Below are 16,936 nucleotides of genomic sequence, written 5' to 3'. Positions count from 1 at the left end.
ATCCACTAAACACTTCAACTATAAAATGAGATTCGGCGTACTCAAATAATTGAGGTTTCCTAATTTAGGAAATCCTGAAAGACATTTATGCTGACCAAAGATTTTGACATTCGGGTCTATAGCAGCGCGGAACAGCTATCCAGCGACTGGCCAGATGCCGATGACAAAACCGGCAGCGCATTTTTTGTGTTCCAGACCAAATCTTTCGTAAGAGCATGGGACGCAACTTACGGGCGCAGACCCGGCACACAGCTATGTTTGACCGAGGTTCGCCAGCACGACGGCACCCCGCTTCTTTTTCTGCCGCTCTCAATCACAAGTATTTACGGATCCCGTGTGCTGGGATTTATCGATGACGGTGTGAGCGACTACAACGTGCCTATCGTGTTTCCAGCTGCAGCGAAACTTTCTCCTGACACTACCGCACGCGTTCTCGAAGCTGTTGTCGCAGCGGTTCCCTCGCATGATGTGATTGCATTCTGCAAAATGCCGGAGCGAGTGGAAGGCTTCGCAAATCCACTGTGGCAACTGGCAAACAAGCTTTCTAACGCATCGACACATGCGATTTCTCTGATGCGCCCGATGGATGAGATAGAGCGATCCATACAGAGTATCAGCAATATCAAGAAGCGTGATCGCACGCTTCAGAAGATGGAAGGATGTCGGTTCTTTATAGCGCAAACCCAAGCGGAACGACGATCTGTTCTGCAGGTCATGCTACGCCAGAAACAGCGCCGTTTTGAAGAAACCATGGTCCCTGGCTTCGATGCGCATCCTGAAAAGCGCCGCTTCTTCGAAGAAGCAACCGAGCAGCTAGCTCAACACAATGGCCTGCATCTTTCAGCACTTGCCGTTGGGGAAACAATATTGGCCACCATGTGGAGCGTCGTTCGCAATGACCATTACTGTGCGATGATCACAACCTTCGAGGCCGGAACATGGAGCAAATTTTCACCCGGCAAAGTGATAATTCTACGCCTTTTGCACAGGCTGAAAGCAGATGGCTACGCCTGCTTCGATCTTGGCTTTGGCGACGAGGGGTGGAAAATCGGCTTGTGCGACCGGACAATACCCCTGCGCGACTATATTCGCCCCGCCACTCTTCGGGGACGCACCTCACTCATTCTTGCCCGTTCACTGGAATGGATACGTTCAACCTTGCTTTACAAAAAGCTGCGCCCGTTGAAATGGCGGGTGCTGCGCAAGTTTGGTTAGAAAGCCTACACAGTACGTTTCGGCATCCGCACCGTGAAAGTTGATCCTTCGCCCAATTGCGAGCGAACAACCAGACGACCGCGATGGCGTGCAAGGATATGTTTGACGATGGCAAGCCCAAGGCCCGTACCCTTTTGAGCCCGGCTTGTTTCGACGTCAATCCGATAGAAACGTTCCGTCAGGCGCGGCAAATGCTCCGCTGCAATGCCCGGACCAAAATCCTGAACTGATGCCACCACCTCAGCAGAACTGCCGCTATTGTCTTCGTCCAGTTTTACGATGACGCGCTTGCCTGCCTGCCCGTATTTGCAGGCATTTTCGACGAGGTTCTGAAATACCTGGATAAGCTCGTCACGCGCGCCAGTGACTGTAACGGGATGATCCGGCAGTTGACGCTCGATACTGATATCGAGACCGGCTGCCAAGGGCGTCAGTGTGTCGGCAACATGATTGAGGATGGATGTCATGTCCACACATTCATTGACCGCCAGATGTGCCCGCATTTCAAGACGAGACAAGGACAAAAGATCGTCGATCAGGCGCGACATGCGTTCGGCCTGTTTCTGCATGATATCCAGAAAGCGGTCGCGCGCAGCTGCGTCGTTTCGAGCTGGTCCCTGCAACGTCTCGATGAACCCTCGAAGCGAGGCGAGCGGCGTGCGCAGTTCGTGACTTGCATTCGCAATGAAGTCTGAACGCATACGATCAATGCGACGCGTTTCGCTCTGATCGCGGAACAGCAGGACGAAAAGTTCAGGCCTGCCATCCTTACCCGGCAAGGCCTTGACCATCGCCTTGAACCAGCGATCAATCGGGACGCGTTCGAAATATTCAATACTTCGCGCTTCGCCGTCTGCAATCACGCCTTGAATGAGAGCATGCATTTCCGGCGCTCGAAACCGCAAGTAGAGCGCTGTGCCGGTTTCCAGCGACTGGAACGCCTCCAAAGCCGCAGAATTGTTGAATAGAACGGTTCCGCTATGATCGAAGACGACCATCGGATCGGTCAAAAGATCAGCCAGACGCTCGCCGGACACTCCCGCCATTTCGTTGGGTGCCGCTGTCTTCGCCGGCTCTTCGTCTGGCTCGCTGCTCGCAACTTCGCTTGCGAGCCACACAGCGCCGAGTACAACAACGGCCAGGAGGCCAGCTCGAAACCAGAATGGGAGATCAAGAGCCAGCACGCAAACCGCGAGAACCATGCTGGCAATCAAGACACCCTTGACCCGGAGAAGCGGTTCGAAAATCGACTTCTCCGCCTGTGGTTCTGGATCGGTGCGGTTGCCTGCCTCGCTCATGCTGCTTCCTTCTGCGGTTGGGGCATAGACTTATCCGGAAATGCTCGAACGTCCTTTACGCGGCTTCCAAACAGCCCATATCATGCTTTGATATAAACGAAAGGGAATTGCCGTGGGTGACAGTTCGAAGACAGCTAACAAAAAGAAAGACAAAAAAGACGAAGCGAAGCCGATCGACAAGCCAATCAAGCTGAAAATTGACGGTGTAGCGCGTTCGTTTGACATAAATGATCCGAAACTGCCGAAATGGATCGACGATAATGCGCTGCAGTCAGGTGGATATCCCTACCCATCCAAGATGAAGTCGGACGAATATGAAGAAACGCTGGAGCGGCTTCAGATCGAACTCGTCAAACTTCAATACTGGCTTCAGGATACAGGCGGTCGAGTCATCAGTGTTTTCGAAGGCCGCGACGCGGCTGGTAAAGGCGGGACAATCTTTACTATCCGTGAGTTCATGAACCCCAGAACCGCGCGGAACGTTGCTTTGCCGAAGCCCACCGAAACCGAACAGGGTCAATGGTATTTCCAGCGTTATGTCGCGCATTTTCCAACTGCCGGCGAGTTCGTTACGTTTGACCGATCATGGTACAACCGGGCTGGTGTGGAACGGGTGATGGGTTTTTGTACCCCGGCGCAGCTTGAAACCTTCCTGACTGAAACACCCGATTTCGAGCGCATGATCGTTACGGACGGTATTCATCTCTTCAAATTCTGGCTGGATATCGGTCAGGAAATGCAGCTCAAGCGCTTTCATGAACGTCGCCATAGTCCGCTCAAGAACTGGAAGTTCTCGCCGATGGATGTGGCGGGAATCTCCCGCTGGAATGATTACTCCGACGCACTACACACCATGCTTGAACGGACCGATACAGGTTACGCACCCTGGACGATCATTCGGTCGAATGACAAGCGACGCGCCAGATTAGCTGCAATCCGGCGCATCCTTTTGACGCTGCCCTATGAAGGAAGAGACCTTCAGGCAATTGGAGCCGAGGATCAATCGATCATCGGACGCGGCTCTACATTCCTCACCTCGTCGTCTGCGGAAATGTAGAACAGGCTCGGCTGGTGCGGTGTCTTTTCCCACAGATGAGGCACACGCATCAGCTGCCATAAGGCGCGCCACGCTGAGATTGAAATCAACACCCAGTATACCGGGATTGAGAACAGATAGGCATATCCTCCCAGCTCCGTTGGTTCCATTGTTCTTGCACCCAGAAGATAGAAGCTAAGATAGGCCAGCAGAATATTCGTTACATCAATCCCCAACAGCCAGACGCCATGGGTTGTCAAAGGCCCGAATAACATGCTGATCAGCAAGATCGCGAACATGGCCAACATGAGCGGATGCAGAAGCGCTGAACTGATTATACCTAGCGTGTAGATCTGATTGACGGAAAAACGGAACCAGCCAAGTTCACGCCATGTGTTGTGCGGCTGGCGTCCATGAACGAGCCATGTCTGCATCCAGCCCTTGAGCCAGCGTGTTCGCTGTTTACGCCAGATATCATAGTTTACGGGTGCGTCCTCAATCGTTCCGCGCGTGATGACGCCGATGTGATAACCGAACCGGGCGAGCCTCACCCCGAGATCGGCATCCTCCGTGACATTGTAGGCATCCCAGCCGCCAACTTCTTCCAGACAAGATCGCCGAAAATGATTGGAAGTACCGCCGAGAGGAACGACAAGACCCCGCGAAGCGAGCCACGGCAACAAACCGCGGAAAAGCGCTGCATATTCAAATGCGAACATTCGTGTCAGCAGGTTGTGGCGGAAGTTCCCGATAATCAGCGGTGCCTGCACACAGGCCAGCTTGTCGCCTTCAGCCTGAAAAGTCTGCCATGCTTCCAGCAGCTGGTCAGGGTGTGGACGGTCTTCAGCATCGAAGACCGCTACAATCTCGCCTCGCGCAAATTGCAATGCATAATTCAGCGCCTTCGGCTTCGTCTTGGGTCCGCCAGACGGCACGAGAACCAATTCGAAATTCAACGGCAGCCGTTCACGGCGTATTGCCGATACTGTATCGAAATCATCCTTCTCGCAAACAAGCTTGATATCGAGTTTGCTGGCGGGCCAATTCAGCCGTTTCAAGCTCGTAATAAGCTGACCGATCACTTCCTGCTCCCGATATAACGGGACCAGGACTGAATAGTTCGGTAAGTCACGCGGATTGCATTTCCTGATTTCGAGAAACTTCAACCGGCGTCCCGAAACAGCCGCGAACAAACGGATCATCACGCATCCGAAGAAGAATACCGACAACGCCACATGAAGCACCAGAAGCGTCATCGTCGGCCAGTTAAACACGCAGGCAAAGAACGCATAGATTGCCATGGCAATGATAAATGCCTGTGGCGTATCCAGAACGCGCGCTGCTGAAAACGACTGCGGCGTCATTTCATGAGCCCGCGCAATCAGATCCTTCTGATGTCGTTGCCGCATGATCTGTTTCAAAAGTGTCGGCGTACAGATCCGAATTCGGCTCTTCAATTGCGGTGTCGCAAGAATATGATCTCGAAGTTTTCGGATACGATTTTCGGACGGAGCAATGTAGAGATAACTACTTCCGTCTGCGCCGAGCACCATAACCTGTCCGACATCGATGAAAGCCGATGGCTTTTCCTCCCCCGATACGAAAATGCGCGACGGTAAAGCCTCGTTTGTGAATTCCAATCCCAGAAGATCAGCGATAGCTGCATAAATGGCCGATTCCGCAACATCTCCTCGCTGAATCAATTCCACACAAAAAGATGTTCCATGGTGAGTAGCCGTACTATACGCCCCCAACAACGCATCTCTAGACACGCCACATTGTTCCAATCTGGCTGATATGGCACTGCATATCTCCAGATCGAACGCAATCGATCCATTACTCATAGCACCCCCGCACTACTGAATACCTATATTTACTTATTTTATGCTTTAATAATTCAATTCTTTACTATTTTACCATTTACTTCATTAGGTATTTATTTCGGTAAAATTTGCAATCGGAAGGTAATATACTGAAAAGGAATTGCAACCTTTATTTTTATTGAACCTTCGTTGAATATTGCTCGTCACTCGATAACTCAGTTAACGCGAAATTATAGAGAAAAAGGCAAAAGCGGATCATGAAACGCTACCTTCCAAGACTGCTCGTCGCGTTGGCATTCACGTGTGGCGCCCATAGCGCCTGGGCCTCAGACGCACAGCCAGAGGCCCCATCTTTCATCAACCAGAAAGAACGCCTGCCGTTACCGTCCTTGCAGGCGCTCAATCGGTTGAGGTTCCTCACAACCGTTGACTTTCCCCCGTTCAACATGCTTGGCGATCAGGGACAGCTTTCCGGCTACAATGTCGACCTAGCCAAAGCCCTTTGTCGTCAATTGGGTGTTGACGACGTCTGTCAGATTGAAGCTGTGCCGTGGAATGAGCTTGAGGAACGACTGCTTAGCGGACAAGCAGAAGCCATCATCGCCGGATGGAAATCAACCGATGAAAATCGCGATCAATTCGCTTTCTCGCGGTCCTATATGCGATTGCCTGCGCGATTTGCGACGACCAATGCGGGTACATTTAATGACGATGCAGTTACGGCCACAAAAGGCAAAGGCGTTGGTGTGGTTGCAGGATCAGCCCACGAGCAACTGCTAAAAAGCTATTTTCCTCAGGCGATCGCCAAATCTTACCCTGATGCATCTCTCATGTTCGCTGATCTCAAGAGCGGCAAGGTCAGCGCTGTGTTCCACGACGGCATGTCACTTTCAATGTGGTTGAACAGTCCTGAAGGCCATGCTTGCTGCAGCTTTACAGCCGGCGCTTACCTCGCACCGCAATATCTTGGCTCCGGCCTCAGCATTGCTGTCGCACAGAAGAACGCTCCCCTTGCCAGTGCCTTCAACAATGCTCTTCAGGCCCTGCAGTTGAAAGGTACGCTAACGGAGCTCTATCTGCGCTATTTCCCCAACAGCTTTTATTGAGCCTAACTCAAGACGGGTGACGCCGATAAAATCGAGATCCCCTTTGCGTGCCATTTTGACGCAGAGAAGGGCCGTCACTAGACGAATTTTCAGATATTCTTGAAATTTCCGATATAACGATACTTACAGTAAAAAAGTAAAATTGTTTTATATCAAATATATAACTTGCGAAAATCGCACCCAAAGCGGAAGAATCCTGCGCTTTGTACAGCAAATTGCGCCGCTTATAGCAGAATAAGATCAATAAATACATGCATTTATTTTGACTTGAACAAATCACCCTCTCATCAATAATCAAGTTGAGGGAGAAGGAGGATTTATACAATGTTCGATGGCGTTCCTGCCCAATGGCACAAGACTCCGGAACAAACAAAGCGCTCGCCCAATGAGGCCGCCTATGTGTTTCTCGGTATCATGCTTGCAGCGCTTAGCGTACCAGCGACTTTTCTGGGCTGGGCAATCGTTCAGAGTATCGCATCGCTGTTTTAGAACACGCACACCCTTTGGTTCGAGGGATATGTCGCAACGAAATGCGAGTACAGCCTGATAAGCATGAGCATTAACTGATGTAAAAAAGCCCCGCCTATCGGCGGGGCTTTTGTTTGAAGTTCGAAACGGACTAGATATCTGTCTGCCCATTCGGGCCAGTCGTTTCATTCACATCTTCATCCTCTGGCCGCTTCGGCGGCTTGCGCGCTATCAGACTATAGAACATCGGAATGAAGAACGTTGCGATGAACGTTGCAGCCAACATACCGCCGATAACGCCCGTACCGATCGAGTGACGGCTTGCCGAACCGGCACCCGTACTGATCGCGAGCGGCACTACACCGAGAATGAAGGCCAGCGAGGTCATCACAATCGGGCGGAAGCGCAAGCGGGCCGCCGACGCTGCCGCCTCTATCGCGGACTTGCCTGTCTCTCGCTCGAGTACCGCGAATTCCACGATCAGAATTGCGTTCTTCGCCGCCAGACCTATGAGTGTCACCAGACCAATCTGGAAATACACGTCATTGGTCAACCCGCGCAGATCGGTCGCCAACAGCGCACCGAAGATAGCAAACGGCACTGCGGTAATGACGGCGAGCGGCAGGCTCCAGCGCTCGTATTGCGCCGCAAGGATCAGGAACACCATGACGAGACCGAAGATCATCGCCTGCGTGCCTGTGCCGCTTGTGGTTACTTCCTGATAGGCCGAGCCCGTCCATGCAATCTGGTAGCCCTGCGGAAGAACCTCCGCAGCCACTTCCTGCATTGCCTTGATGGAATCGCCAGAGGTGAAACCTGGTGCCGGATTACCGGTGATCTTCGCTGCATTGAAGGCGTTGAAGCGTTCAAGCTGATCCGGGCCAACAATACGTTTGACAGTCACAAGAGCATCAAGCGGGATCATGCTGCCGGAATTGGCCCGCACGAAGACATGCTTGAGATCGCTTGGATCACGACGGAACTCAGCCTCCGACTGCAGGTTGACCTGATAGTTGCGGCCAAACAGCGTAAAGTCGTTGACATAGAGACTACCGAACGTTGCCTGCATTGCTGTGAATACAGAGTTGATCGGCACACCCATAGCCTTCGCCTTTTCGCGATCAAGCTGAATGTCATATTGCGGAACATTCGGATCGAACGTCGTGCGTACGCCCTGCAGTTCCGGTCGCTTGGCCGCAGCCTCGGTGATGAGTTTGGTTGCACGCGTCAGCGATTCGACACCACCGCCGGTACGATCCTGAACATAGAGTTCAAAGCCACCGGTCGTGCTGAGGCCCATGATCGGAGGCGGGTTGAATGCCAGCACAAGCCCGTCCTTGATGCCCGAATTCATGGCCATGATGGCACCGGGAAGATTGCGGGCATCGGTTTCAGGTGTCGTGCGTTCCTTCCAGTCCTTGAGCATGATGAACATCGTGCCCGCACTGGTTTTCAGACCGCCCGACAGAAGATCGAAGCCGGATACCGCGAAGACGCTTTCCACAGCCGGGCTTTTCCGGATATTCGCGCTCGCCTGATCAAGAACCGCCGTTGTGCGCTCCAACGAGGCCGCAGGAGGCAGGACAGCAACGCTGAACAGGTAGCCCTGATCTTCGTCAGGTAACAGCGATCCCGGAACCCGTTCAAAAAGATAATATGTAGCACCAAGAAGGCCTGCAAAAATGATCAGACCGATTGCAGCGCGCTTCAAAAAGAAGCGAACGCCACGAGAGTAACCGTCCGTCACCCGCTCGAAGAAGCGGTTGAAGATGCGGAACGGCAGCATCGGCTCGTGATGACCCGGCTTGAGGATCAACGCGCAGAGCGCCGGTGTCAGTGTCAATGCCACAAGACCAGACAACGTCACCGAAATCGCGATAGTGACGGCGAACTGCTTGTACATTTCACCGACAAGACCGCCCATGAAGGCAACCGGAATGAACACGGCGCAAAGCACGAGAACAATCGCAACAACCGGCCCCGTCACTTCACCCATGGCCTTGATGGCGGCCTTGCGCGGCGACAGCTTATCGGTCGTCATGATACGTTCGACGTTTTCCAGAACCACGATAGCGTCGTCGACCACGATACCGATTGCCAGCACCAGACCGAACAGCGTCAGGAGGTTGATGGAGAAGCCGAGCACATACATGCCCGCAAAAGTGCCAATGATCGAGATCGGCACTGCGATGATTGGAATGAGCGTCGCGCGCCAGTTCTGCAGGAAGATGAACACCACCAGCACGACGAGAATGATCGCCTCGATGAAGGTGTGTATCACTTCCTCGATGGAGACCTTGATGAACTTCGTCGTATCGAACGGGATCGAGTAATCGATACCCGCCGGGAAGCTCGCCTTCAACTCGTTCATACGGTTCTGAATGAGTTCCATCGTGTTGAGCGCATTCGCGCCCGGCTGCAGATAGATTGCAATCGGAACTGCAGACGTACCATTAAGATTACTGTCGACGAGATAACTTTCCGTGCCTAGCTCGACGCGCGCAACGTCCTTCAGACGCAGCGTTGCGGCGTTAGAGCTGGAACGAAGGATAATGTTCTCGAATGCAGCGGCATCCGGCAGACGCCCCTGCGTGGTCGCCGTATAGGTGAACGGCCCGGCCTGCGGATCGGGCTGATCGCCGAAACGACCGGCTGCGAACTGTGCGTTCTGTTCCTGGATAGCCGTCGAGACATCGCTAGGGGTCAGATTATACTGCGCCAGCTTGTCTGGACGCAGCCAGATACGCATCGAATAGTCAATATTGCCGAGCAGCTGCACGTCGCCCACGCCCGACAGACGCTTGAGATCGTCGACCACGTTCAGCAGCGCGTAGTTACCGACGTAGGTGCGGTCATAACGATCGCTGTCGGAGAACATGGCGACCATGCCCAGAATCGTGGTGGAACGCTTGTCCACCGTGACGCCGAGACGCTGAACTTCCTGCGGAAGCGACGAGGTTGCACGCTGTACGCGGTTGTTGACGTTGATGGTGGCCTGATCGGGGTCGGTGCCCAGAGCGAAGGTCACGGTCAACTGCATCGTACCGCTACCAAGGCTCGAGGACTGCATATAGAGCATGTTCTCGACGCCATTGATCTGCTGTTCCAATGGCGCAGCAACAGTCTGCGCCACCGTTTCGGCACTTGCGCCGGGATAGGTTGCACTGACGACCACCTGTGGCGGCGTCAGTTCGGGGTACTGCGCAATCGGCAGGATCCGGATGCAGATCAGGCCAGCCAGCACGAGCACAATGGAAATGACCGCCGCGAAAACGGGGCGGTCGACGAAAAATCTATTCATTGCTTGTCTGCCGCCTGTTCTTTGCCAGCTTCAGCACCCGCCTTGTCAGGCGATGTCTGATTGCTTGCTTCAGTAGCTGCGTCGACCGGATTCACGGGCTTACCCGGGGCTGCCTTGACGAGACCTTCGCTTATAACCCGTTCGCCTGCATTGAGACCTTCGGAAACAAGCCACGCGTCACTCAGTTCACGCGACACCGTGATCGGTCGCACTTCGACAACATTGTCCTTGTTGACCACGTACACAAACTGCGTTTGCGGACCCTGGAGCAATGCGGCCTTCGGGATCGTGATTGCATCCTTGACCTGAATACCGAGGATCACCGCACGGACGAACTGACCAGGGATCAGGCGGCGATTAGGGTTCTCAACGACTGCACGGGCGCCAAGAGTGCCTGTTTCCGTATCGAGCGACGATGAGGTGAAGTCGATCGTACCTTCATGATCATAAGCCTGTCCGTCACCAAACAGGACCTTGATCTTGAGGCGATCGGCATCTTCACCCGTTGCACCGCGTTCTGCGCGCAAACGGTCGATTTCGGCAGCTTCCGTATCGGTGAAGGAGAAATTCACGTACACCGGATCGAGCTGGGTAATCGAAGTCAGAAGACTGGAGGATGCATCAGTACCGATGAGGCTGCCCTCATTGACCTGTTCCTGACTGGTAATGCCGCTGATGGGCGCGGTGACCTTGGTATAGCTCAGATTGAGTTCTGCGGTGCGAAGCTGTGCCTTGGCTGCAGCAACCGCCGCCTTGTTCAGGTCGCGCGTCGCAAAAGCGGAATCACGAACTGCCGTGCTCTGCACCTTCTGCTGGACGAGTTGTTCTGCGCGCTCGGCATCCCGAATGGATTGCTGATACTGCGCTTCGGCCTGCGCTACCTGAGCCTGAGCCTTTTCAAGCTCGGCCTCATACGGTGCAGGGTCTATTTCGAACAACACGTCGCCCGCTTTGACTTCCGTACCTTCGATGAAATTGCGGTGAAGCAATATTCCGCCCACGCGCGCTCGGACCTGAACATCGCGATAGGCGCTGATACGCGCCGCATATTCATAGGTAACAGGTACATCATGCGGCTTGACCACCGTAACGGATACCTGTGGCGGAGGCGGTGTAGCCCCCCCGGGTGCCTGCGCCAGAACGGGTTGCCCCGCAAAGACAAGAAATGCGGCCCCTGCCGCAAAAAGCCGAATGGAACGGTTCAAAGTCATGATGGGAGTGCCCTTGCTGTCGCGCGGTGCTGCCAATTTAACATACACGAGTGTTTGTAAATACGGACTACCGTGTTATAGTCAATCACCTAATATTACAGATCACGAATGAGTTATCCAGATTCAGTGGCAAACTGGGCCACTAGCCTGCATCTACCTGAGAGAAGTCATGCGAAGAACGAAAGCCGAGGCAGCCGAGACCCGGGAAGCCATTCTGGTGGCCGCCGAGCAGGTTTTCCTCGAACGTGGTGTCAACCAATCTACACTGATGGAAATCGCATGTCATGCCGGAGTAACGCGTGGTGCGATTTATTTCCACTTCCACGACAAGCTTGAAATCGCGCGCACAATCATAGGTAATGTCCGCTTCCCGCAAGAAGAAATCATGTTGCAGGCAGCGGCCGTTAATCACCCCAATCCAATGCATGTTCTGGAACAATCGATTATCCAGGCGCTGCATCTTTTTTCGAACGATGTACGCCAGCAGAACATTTTCATTATCATCAACCAGCGATGCGAATTCGTCGGCGAGATGGCCCCACTGGAAGACAGACTCAGGGAAGCGCGATCTAATGTCCTCTCATTGCTCGCAGGATTGCTCGACGTGGCGGCAAGACGCGGGGAGCTTTCAAAGGAATGGACTGCTGATACGGCAGCACTGATCCTGCTTTCCATGTTGAGCGGGCTCCTCAATGAATGGTTGCGCGGCGACCGAAACTACGATCTCGTCACCTATGGCGGCAAGGCAATCTCGATACTCATTCGATCTCTGCGAAATCAGGAATTCGAAGCTCATCAGACGCAAGATTACACATAATTGCGATATGCCCCGCCCATCGGACCTGCTATTTTCTCCCGTGGTTTCTTTCAACCTATTGTGATTGCTGAAATTAAAAATTGGGGAAGACGCTCGACTCCTTTATAATTTACGCTTACGTCAATGTAACTCTTGCGAAGAGAGTAAAACTCGACCACATTTATGGTGAGGAGGCTGTCCGGGCGGGCAGCTTGGGAGACCGCGGGCGCACAGGCTGCCCAACTTAGGACGGAGCAATCCGGGGAGAAGACATGGCGAAAAAAACGACTGGGCAAAGTGCATCCGTAGTTGAATCCGTCGCAGCAGATACAGCCAAGAAAGGCGCGTTGAAGCAGGAAAAAATCTGGCTCAAATCGTATCCGGTCGGCGTTCCGCACGAAATCGATCTGAGCAATACCTCGTCTATTGGCGATATGATTCTGGCGTCCTGTCGGCAGTTCCCCGACAATCCCGCCTTTACCTGCATGGGTAAGGATCTCTCTTTCAAGAAGCTGGACGAATACTCTCGCGCCCTCGCAGCATTTCTCCAATCGCGTGGCCTCGTCAAAGGTGATCGCGTCGCAGTGATGATGCCAAACATCCTGCATTATCCAATTGCGTTTACGGCTATTCTCCGCGCCGGTTTCGTGGTGGTGAACGTCAATCCGCTTTATACGCCGCGCGAGCTGGAACACCAGCTGAACGACTCCGGCGCCAAAGCATTGATTGTTCTGGAGAACTTCGCATCGACGGTGGAGAAGACCCTTAACTCCGTCAATGTTCCCAATATCATTGTCGCTTCAATGGGCGACATGCATGGCTTCAAGGGCCACATCATCAATTTCGTCGTGCGCCGCGTGAAGAAAATGGTCCCTGTGTGGAACATCCCGGGCCATATCCGTTTCAAGGATGCATTGGCTCAAGGCCGTGCCCAATCCTTCAACCCCATTCCGGTTCAAGGTTCTGACCTTGCTTTCCTGCAATATACAGGCGGTACGACGGGCGTCTCGAAAGGCGCCATGCTCACCCATAGCAATATTCTTGCGAATGTGGAGCAGATGCATGTCTGGATGGAGGTTGCTTTCCGCAACAAAGGCAAGCCCAAGGCCCTGAATTTCGTATGCGCCCTGCCGCTTTACCATATTTTCGCGCTCACGGTGAATGCGATGATCGGCATTAAGCTTGGTGCACGAAATATCCTCATTCCCAATCCACGCGATATTTCCGGCTTCGTCAAAGAGCTGAAGAAATACCCGTTCCATATCTTCCCGGGCCTCAACACCTTGTTCAACGGCCTCATGAACAACCCTGATTTCCAGACGCTGGATTTCAAACCTCTTATTCTCACTCTCGGCGGCGGAATGGCTGTGCAACGTCCTGTTGCCGAACGCTGGCAGAAAATGACTGGTTGCCACGTCACTGAAGGGTATGGCCTTTCGGAGACCTCGCCCGTCGCCTGCGCCAACGCGCTTGATGCGACCGAGTTCTCCGGCACTATCGGCCTGCCCATGCCATCGACTGATGTGGCAATCCGTGACGATGACGGAAATGACCTGGCACTCGGAGAGGTCGGGGAAATCTGCGTGCGCGGACCACAGGTGATGTCGGGCTATTGGGAACGTCCCGATGAAACCAAACGCGCGATCATGCCGGATGGTTTCTTCCGCACGGGCGACATGGGCTTCATGGACGAACGCGGTTACACCAAGATCGTCGACCGCAAGAAGGACATGATCCTGGTTTCCGGCTTCAATGTCTATCCAAACGAAATTGAAGAAGTTGCCGCCGGTCACCCCGGCATCGTGGAAACGGCTGCCGTTGGCATACCGAACGAACATTCGGGCGAAGTCGTCAAATTGTTCGTTGTCCGTAGCGACCTCAACCTGACCGAAGACGAAGTCAAAGCCTATTGTGCCGAACGTCTCACCAACTACAAGCGTCCGCGCGAAGTCGAGTTCCGCGAAAGCCTGCCAAAGAGCAATGTTGGCAAGATTTTGCGGCGCGAACTTCGCGACTGAGAACGTTGAAGTTTACAAACAAGTACGGCCGGACATTTCATCCGGCCGTATTTGTTTCAGACTGTATCATGCAGAGGGCGGCACCAGAGGCTGAACGATCTCCTGGAAAGGTGCCAGCGCTTCGCATCGAGCTGCCAGACCAGCCAATGCCGGATGTTTCTGCTCATCAAAGAGGCTTGGATGCGCCTCGCGCAGAAAGCGAAGCGCACAAGCCGCCGCGATATCGGTATGTCCGATATCATCTCCAAACCAGTATGATGATTTCCGTTCCGCAAGATCACTTTCCAGAACATCCAGCACCCGCGCGATCTGTGTCTCGCAGCGTTCCACCCAAACGCTTGATTTTTCGCTTCGCAGCAAACCTTCATAGAGAAGGCTCACGGCCTTATCGGCAAGACCGGTAGAAAGCGCACATATCTTCAAAGCCTGACGGCGCTCGATACCTTTTTGCGCCACCAACGGAGGCTTGCCGACTGCGATCTCATCGAGATAATCGAGTATAGCCGCGCTTTCGATCACGACGTCGCCATCGTCGAGGACAAGCGTCGGCACGCGGCTCAGCGGATTGAACTCCGCAATCCTGTCACGGTCACCGAATGTCGACCACGGTTCATGCTCGAATGGCAGGCCGTAAAGCCGCATGGCGATAGCGACACGCCGCACAAAAGGGGAATCATACTGGCCGATCAGGATCATGGACATAGCTCGGGAACGTTGAACGTTCCGTCATGCTACTCCACACCGATCACACCGCAAGAGCATTGAAGATGAATTGTCATGATGCTTCCATTCAACGAATTGAATGGAAGCCAGCACTCATCACTTCAATAATTCAGGCAATCCAGCAACGCTATCCAGCACCACATCGGCATGAGGCTCCAGCGCCTCACGAGGAGAGTTGCCCGATAGAACACCGACCGCAAGCCCTGCCCCGGCAGCATGGGCTGTTTCCAAATCATGCAGATTGTCGCCGACCATGGCGATCTCGTGGGGTGCCAATCCCAGCTTTTCTGCAAAATAGAGCAGCGGGTCGGGATAAGGTTTTGGGCGCGCCGCCGTGTTGTAGCCAATCACGACTTCGAAGAGCCCGTGGATACCCAGAGCTTTGGCGGTAGCGTGGGCACCAGCCTCGGAATCGTTGGTGGCGATACCAAGGCGAAGCCCCATCTCCCGCAGCGTTTCCAGCGTTTCGCGAACGGCTTCGATCGCAACCGCCGAACGCGCACCTTCGGTGACGCAGTAAGCGTCATATTCTTCGACCAGTTTGCGCACCTGCTCTGATGCGACGTCTGGATGCCAAAGCGAAACGATATCTTCGACTGTACCGGCAGCGATGACCGAATTGGCCCGGAAACGCTCGGTCAGCCAGTCATAACCTCCCGCATCGAGCAACGCGCGAGCCCGCACCTCGTCGCCTTTTGCTGCACGCTGCGCCAGTTGCCACGAGATTGAAAACCAAGTGCGGTCGAAATCGATCAGGGTGCCGTCCTTGTCGAACAGGACGGCACGGATTGATTTCATACGCTCTGCGGAAAGCTTGTCGCTCATGCTTCCAGCGCACCGGCACGCTTCTTGACGGTTGATGGCTGTGCCCCAAGCAGCTTAAGAAGATCATCCCCACGACGCACATAACGCAGCGAACGACGGGTCAGGATGCGCCCGTCCTGCGGTGCTGTCAGCGTGATGTCGCCCTCCGGTTCACCCGGCTTCGTAACCACTGTAACCAGCTTCGTTCCCGCCTTTACTTCATCGCCCGGCGCTACATGAAAGAGCACCATACCGCCTTCCGGCGCGCGCAACATTTCAACATGTGAGAGCGGCGTGACAAGACCCTTATATTCCGTCTCTAGCTTCACATTGTCGTCGCGAACAACGCCCCGATGCACGAGGAATTTGTACAGACCTTCGGCATCGCCTTTGCCCATATCGGCATAAACATCGCTCAAGCCACGGAATTCAACCGTTGTAACAGCCCGGCGCTTCATGTTGCGCTTGTCCGCCGGCAATTGCAGAACCGGATGCGCACAGGCTTCTTCAAAAGCTGCGTCGGCTGTCGTGTCCCATGCGAGGATTGCCGTCGAATTGAGCGCGATGGCCAGATCCTTCATATCCTCGGCAAACTCTTCCGCGATATAAACGTAGTTTTCGCTCTCATCGTCGCAATGCAAGTCGAGCACGATGTCGTTCGGCAGGGCCAGCTTCAAAAGCGTCGCCTTCAGGCGCTGAGCCAGTGAGATCGGCGCATCCGGCTCCGGCAGTTCAGACGTGTCGAAATCCGGCAGTAGTGGGAAAGCGCGATTGAAATTGGTCAGCGAAAACGTCTCGAAACGACCGAGATGCTGATGTGCCTGCCACTGATTGGAGCCGATCGGATTGGCTTGCGGAACAACGGTAATATTACCAAGAATGCGCCCTTCATCGGCGGCCTTCTTCAACATCGGAACCAGGAAATGAAGAGCCGCCTGCCCCGGAAGTTCCGCACCGTGAAGCGAAGATTGCAAATAGGCGGAAGGCGCATCGCTGTCCTTGCCTGCAAAGCGCAGCACGCGCAACTCGATGGCATTTCCCGGTACATCGCCGGCAAATTTTACGATCTCGGTTTTCATTTCATTTCCCATTTATTTCTCATGAAGAGAGCCGGGTTACAAACCCGGCTCTCCTTTA

Annotated in this window: 13 protein-coding genes; 6 read left to right on the top strand and 7 right to left on the bottom strand. The window is 53.9% G+C overall.

What is annotated here, in order from left to right; all coding sequences use genetic code 11:
* Positions 1-87: 87 nt before the first annotated feature.
* Positions 88-1,215, top strand: coding sequence for a GNAT family N-acetyltransferase (locus OANT_RS02005; RefSeq protein WP_012090695.1), 1,128 nt, complete (start codon positions 88-90; stop codon positions 1,213-1,215).
* 5 nt (positions 1,216-1,220) lie between these two features.
* On the opposite strand, the gene OANT_RS02000 is transcribed toward OANT_RS02005, so the two are convergent.
* On the bottom strand, positions 1,221-2,513 hold the full coding sequence (locus tag OANT_RS02000) for an ATP-binding protein (protein ID WP_012090694.1): 1,293 nt from the start codon (positions 2,511-2,513) through the stop codon (positions 1,221-1,223).
* Between the two features lie 112 nt (positions 2,514-2,625).
* Here OANT_RS02000 and ppk2 point away from each other — a divergent pair, with 112 nt between their 5' ends.
* Positions 2,626-3,570 carry a polyphosphate kinase 2 gene (ppk2, locus tag OANT_RS01995; protein ID WP_012090693.1) on the top strand — a complete coding sequence of 315 codons (945 nt, stop codon included), beginning with the start codon at positions 2,626-2,628 and terminating at the stop codon, positions 3,568-3,570.
* On the opposite strand, the gene OANT_RS01990 is transcribed toward ppk2, so the two are convergent.
* On the bottom strand, positions 3,513-5,393 hold the full coding sequence (locus OANT_RS01990; RefSeq protein ID WP_012090692.1) for a glycosyltransferase family 2 protein: 1,881 nt from the start codon (positions 5,391-5,393) through the stop codon (positions 3,513-3,515). The two genes, ppk2 and OANT_RS01990, sit on opposite strands and share 58 nt — an antisense overlap.
* Positions 5,394-5,629: 236 nt before the next feature.
* Between OANT_RS01990 and OANT_RS01985 the strand changes: the two genes are divergently transcribed.
* Both OANT_RS01985 and OANT_RS26835 read left to right on the top strand, forming a co-directional pair.
* Positions 5,630-6,478, top strand: coding sequence for a transporter substrate-binding domain-containing protein (locus OANT_RS01985; RefSeq protein ID WP_012090691.1), 849 nt, complete (start codon positions 5,630-5,632; stop codon positions 6,476-6,478).
* 324 nt (positions 6,479-6,802) lie between these two features.
* Positions 6,803-6,967 carry a hypothetical protein gene (locus OANT_RS26835; protein WP_006466025.1) on the top strand — a complete coding sequence of 55 codons (165 nt, stop codon included), beginning with the start codon at positions 6,803-6,805 and terminating at the stop codon, positions 6,965-6,967.
* A 130-nt stretch (positions 6,968-7,097) separates the two neighbouring features.
* On the opposite strand, the gene bepE is transcribed toward OANT_RS26835, so the two are convergent.
* Together bepE and OANT_RS01975 are read right to left on the bottom strand one after the other, a co-directional pair.
* Positions 7,098-10,247, bottom strand: coding sequence for a multidrug efflux RND transporter permease subunit BepE (gene bepE, locus OANT_RS01980; RefSeq protein ID WP_010658199.1), 3,150 nt, complete (start codon positions 10,245-10,247; stop codon positions 7,098-7,100).
* Positions 10,244-11,458: an efflux RND transporter periplasmic adaptor subunit gene (locus OANT_RS01975; protein ID WP_010658198.1), complete on the bottom strand. Its 1,215-nt coding sequence runs from the start codon at positions 11,456-11,458 to the stop codon at positions 10,244-10,246. Before OANT_RS01975 ends, bepE begins: the two co-directional genes overlap by 4 nt.
* A 169-nt stretch (positions 11,459-11,627) precedes the next feature.
* Between OANT_RS01975 and OANT_RS01970 the strand changes: the two genes are divergently transcribed.
* Both OANT_RS01970 and OANT_RS01965 read left to right on the top strand, forming a co-directional pair.
* Positions 11,628-12,275, top strand: a complete 648-nt coding sequence (locus OANT_RS01970) for a TetR family transcriptional regulator (protein ID WP_010658197.1) — start codon at positions 11,628-11,630, stop codon at positions 12,273-12,275.
* Between the two features lie 251 nt (positions 12,276-12,526).
* Positions 12,527-14,272: a long-chain fatty acid--CoA ligase gene (locus OANT_RS01965; protein ID WP_010658196.1), complete on the top strand. Its 1,746-nt coding sequence runs from the start codon at positions 12,527-12,529 to the stop codon at positions 14,270-14,272.
* A 66-nt stretch (positions 14,273-14,338) separates the two neighbouring features.
* Here OANT_RS01965 and OANT_RS01960 read toward each other — a convergent pair whose 3' ends face one another.
* The 3 genes from OANT_RS01960 to OANT_RS01950 all read right to left on the bottom strand — a co-directional run bounded on the left by OANT_RS01960 (position 14,339) and on the right by OANT_RS01950 (position 16,878).
* On the bottom strand, positions 14,339-14,968 hold the full coding sequence (locus tag OANT_RS01960) for a glutathione S-transferase family protein (RefSeq protein WP_029375880.1): 630 nt from the start codon (positions 14,966-14,968) through the stop codon (positions 14,339-14,341).
* A gap of 123 nt (positions 14,969-15,091) precedes the next feature.
* Positions 15,092-15,820: an HAD family hydrolase gene (locus OANT_RS01955; RefSeq protein WP_010658194.1), complete on the bottom strand. Its 729-nt coding sequence runs from the start codon at positions 15,818-15,820 to the stop codon at positions 15,092-15,094.
* On the bottom strand, positions 15,817-16,878 hold the full coding sequence (locus tag OANT_RS01950) for a succinylglutamate desuccinylase/aspartoacylase family protein (RefSeq protein WP_010658193.1): 1,062 nt from the start codon (positions 16,876-16,878) through the stop codon (positions 15,817-15,819). Before OANT_RS01950 ends, OANT_RS01955 begins: the two co-directional genes overlap by 4 nt.
* Positions 16,879-16,936 lie beyond the last annotated feature (58 nt).

It is taken from the genome of Brucella anthropi ATCC 49188 (genome assembly GCF_000017405.1).
GTDB classification, from domain to species: Bacteria; Pseudomonadota; Alphaproteobacteria; order Rhizobiales; family Rhizobiaceae; genus Brucella; species Brucella anthropi.
This window is presented reverse-complemented; position numbering and strand designations above follow the sequence as displayed.

What these genes read in the sequence shown, in the direction of transcription:
- OANT_RS01975 (WP_010658198.1), bottom strand. Translation starts at nt 11,458, where the DNA reads ATGACTTTGAACCGTTCCATTCGGCTTTTTGCGGCAGGGGCCGCATTT.
- OANT_RS02005 (WP_012090695.1), top strand. Translation starts at nt 88, where the DNA reads ATGCTGACCAAAGATTTTGACATTCGGGTCTATAGCAGCGCGGAACAG.
- OANT_RS01950 (WP_010658193.1), bottom strand. Translation starts at nt 16,878, where the DNA reads ATGAAAACCGAGATCGTAAAATTTGCCGGCGATGTACCGGGAAATGCC.
- OANT_RS01970 (WP_010658197.1), top strand. Translation starts at nt 11,628, where the DNA reads ATGCGAAGAACGAAAGCCGAGGCAGCCGAGACCCGGGAAGCCATTCTG.
- OANT_RS01990 (WP_012090692.1), bottom strand. Translation starts at nt 5,393, where the DNA reads ATGAGTAATGGATCGATTGCGTTCGATCTGGAGATATGCAGTGCCATA.
- bepE (WP_010658199.1), bottom strand. Translation starts at nt 10,247, where the DNA reads ATGAATAGATTTTTCGTCGACCGCCCCGTTTTCGCGGCGGTCATTTCC.
- OANT_RS02000 (WP_012090694.1), bottom strand. Translation starts at nt 2,513, where the DNA reads ATGAGCGAGGCAGGCAACCGCACCGATCCAGAACCACAGGCGGAGAAG.
- OANT_RS01985 (WP_012090691.1), top strand. Translation starts at nt 5,630, where the DNA reads ATGAAACGCTACCTTCCAAGACTGCTCGTCGCGTTGGCATTCACGTGT.
- OANT_RS26835 (WP_006466025.1), top strand. Translation starts at nt 6,803, where the DNA reads ATGTTCGATGGCGTTCCTGCCCAATGGCACAAGACTCCGGAACAAACA.
- OANT_RS01965 (WP_010658196.1), top strand. Translation starts at nt 12,527, where the DNA reads ATGGCGAAAAAAACGACTGGGCAAAGTGCATCCGTAGTTGAATCCGTC.
- OANT_RS01960 (WP_029375880.1), bottom strand. Translation starts at nt 14,968, where the DNA reads ATGATCCTGATCGGCCAGTATGATTCCCCTTTTGTGCGGCGTGTCGCT.
- OANT_RS01955 (WP_010658194.1), bottom strand. Translation starts at nt 15,820, where the DNA reads ATGAGCGACAAGCTTTCCGCAGAGCGTATGAAATCAATCCGTGCCGTC.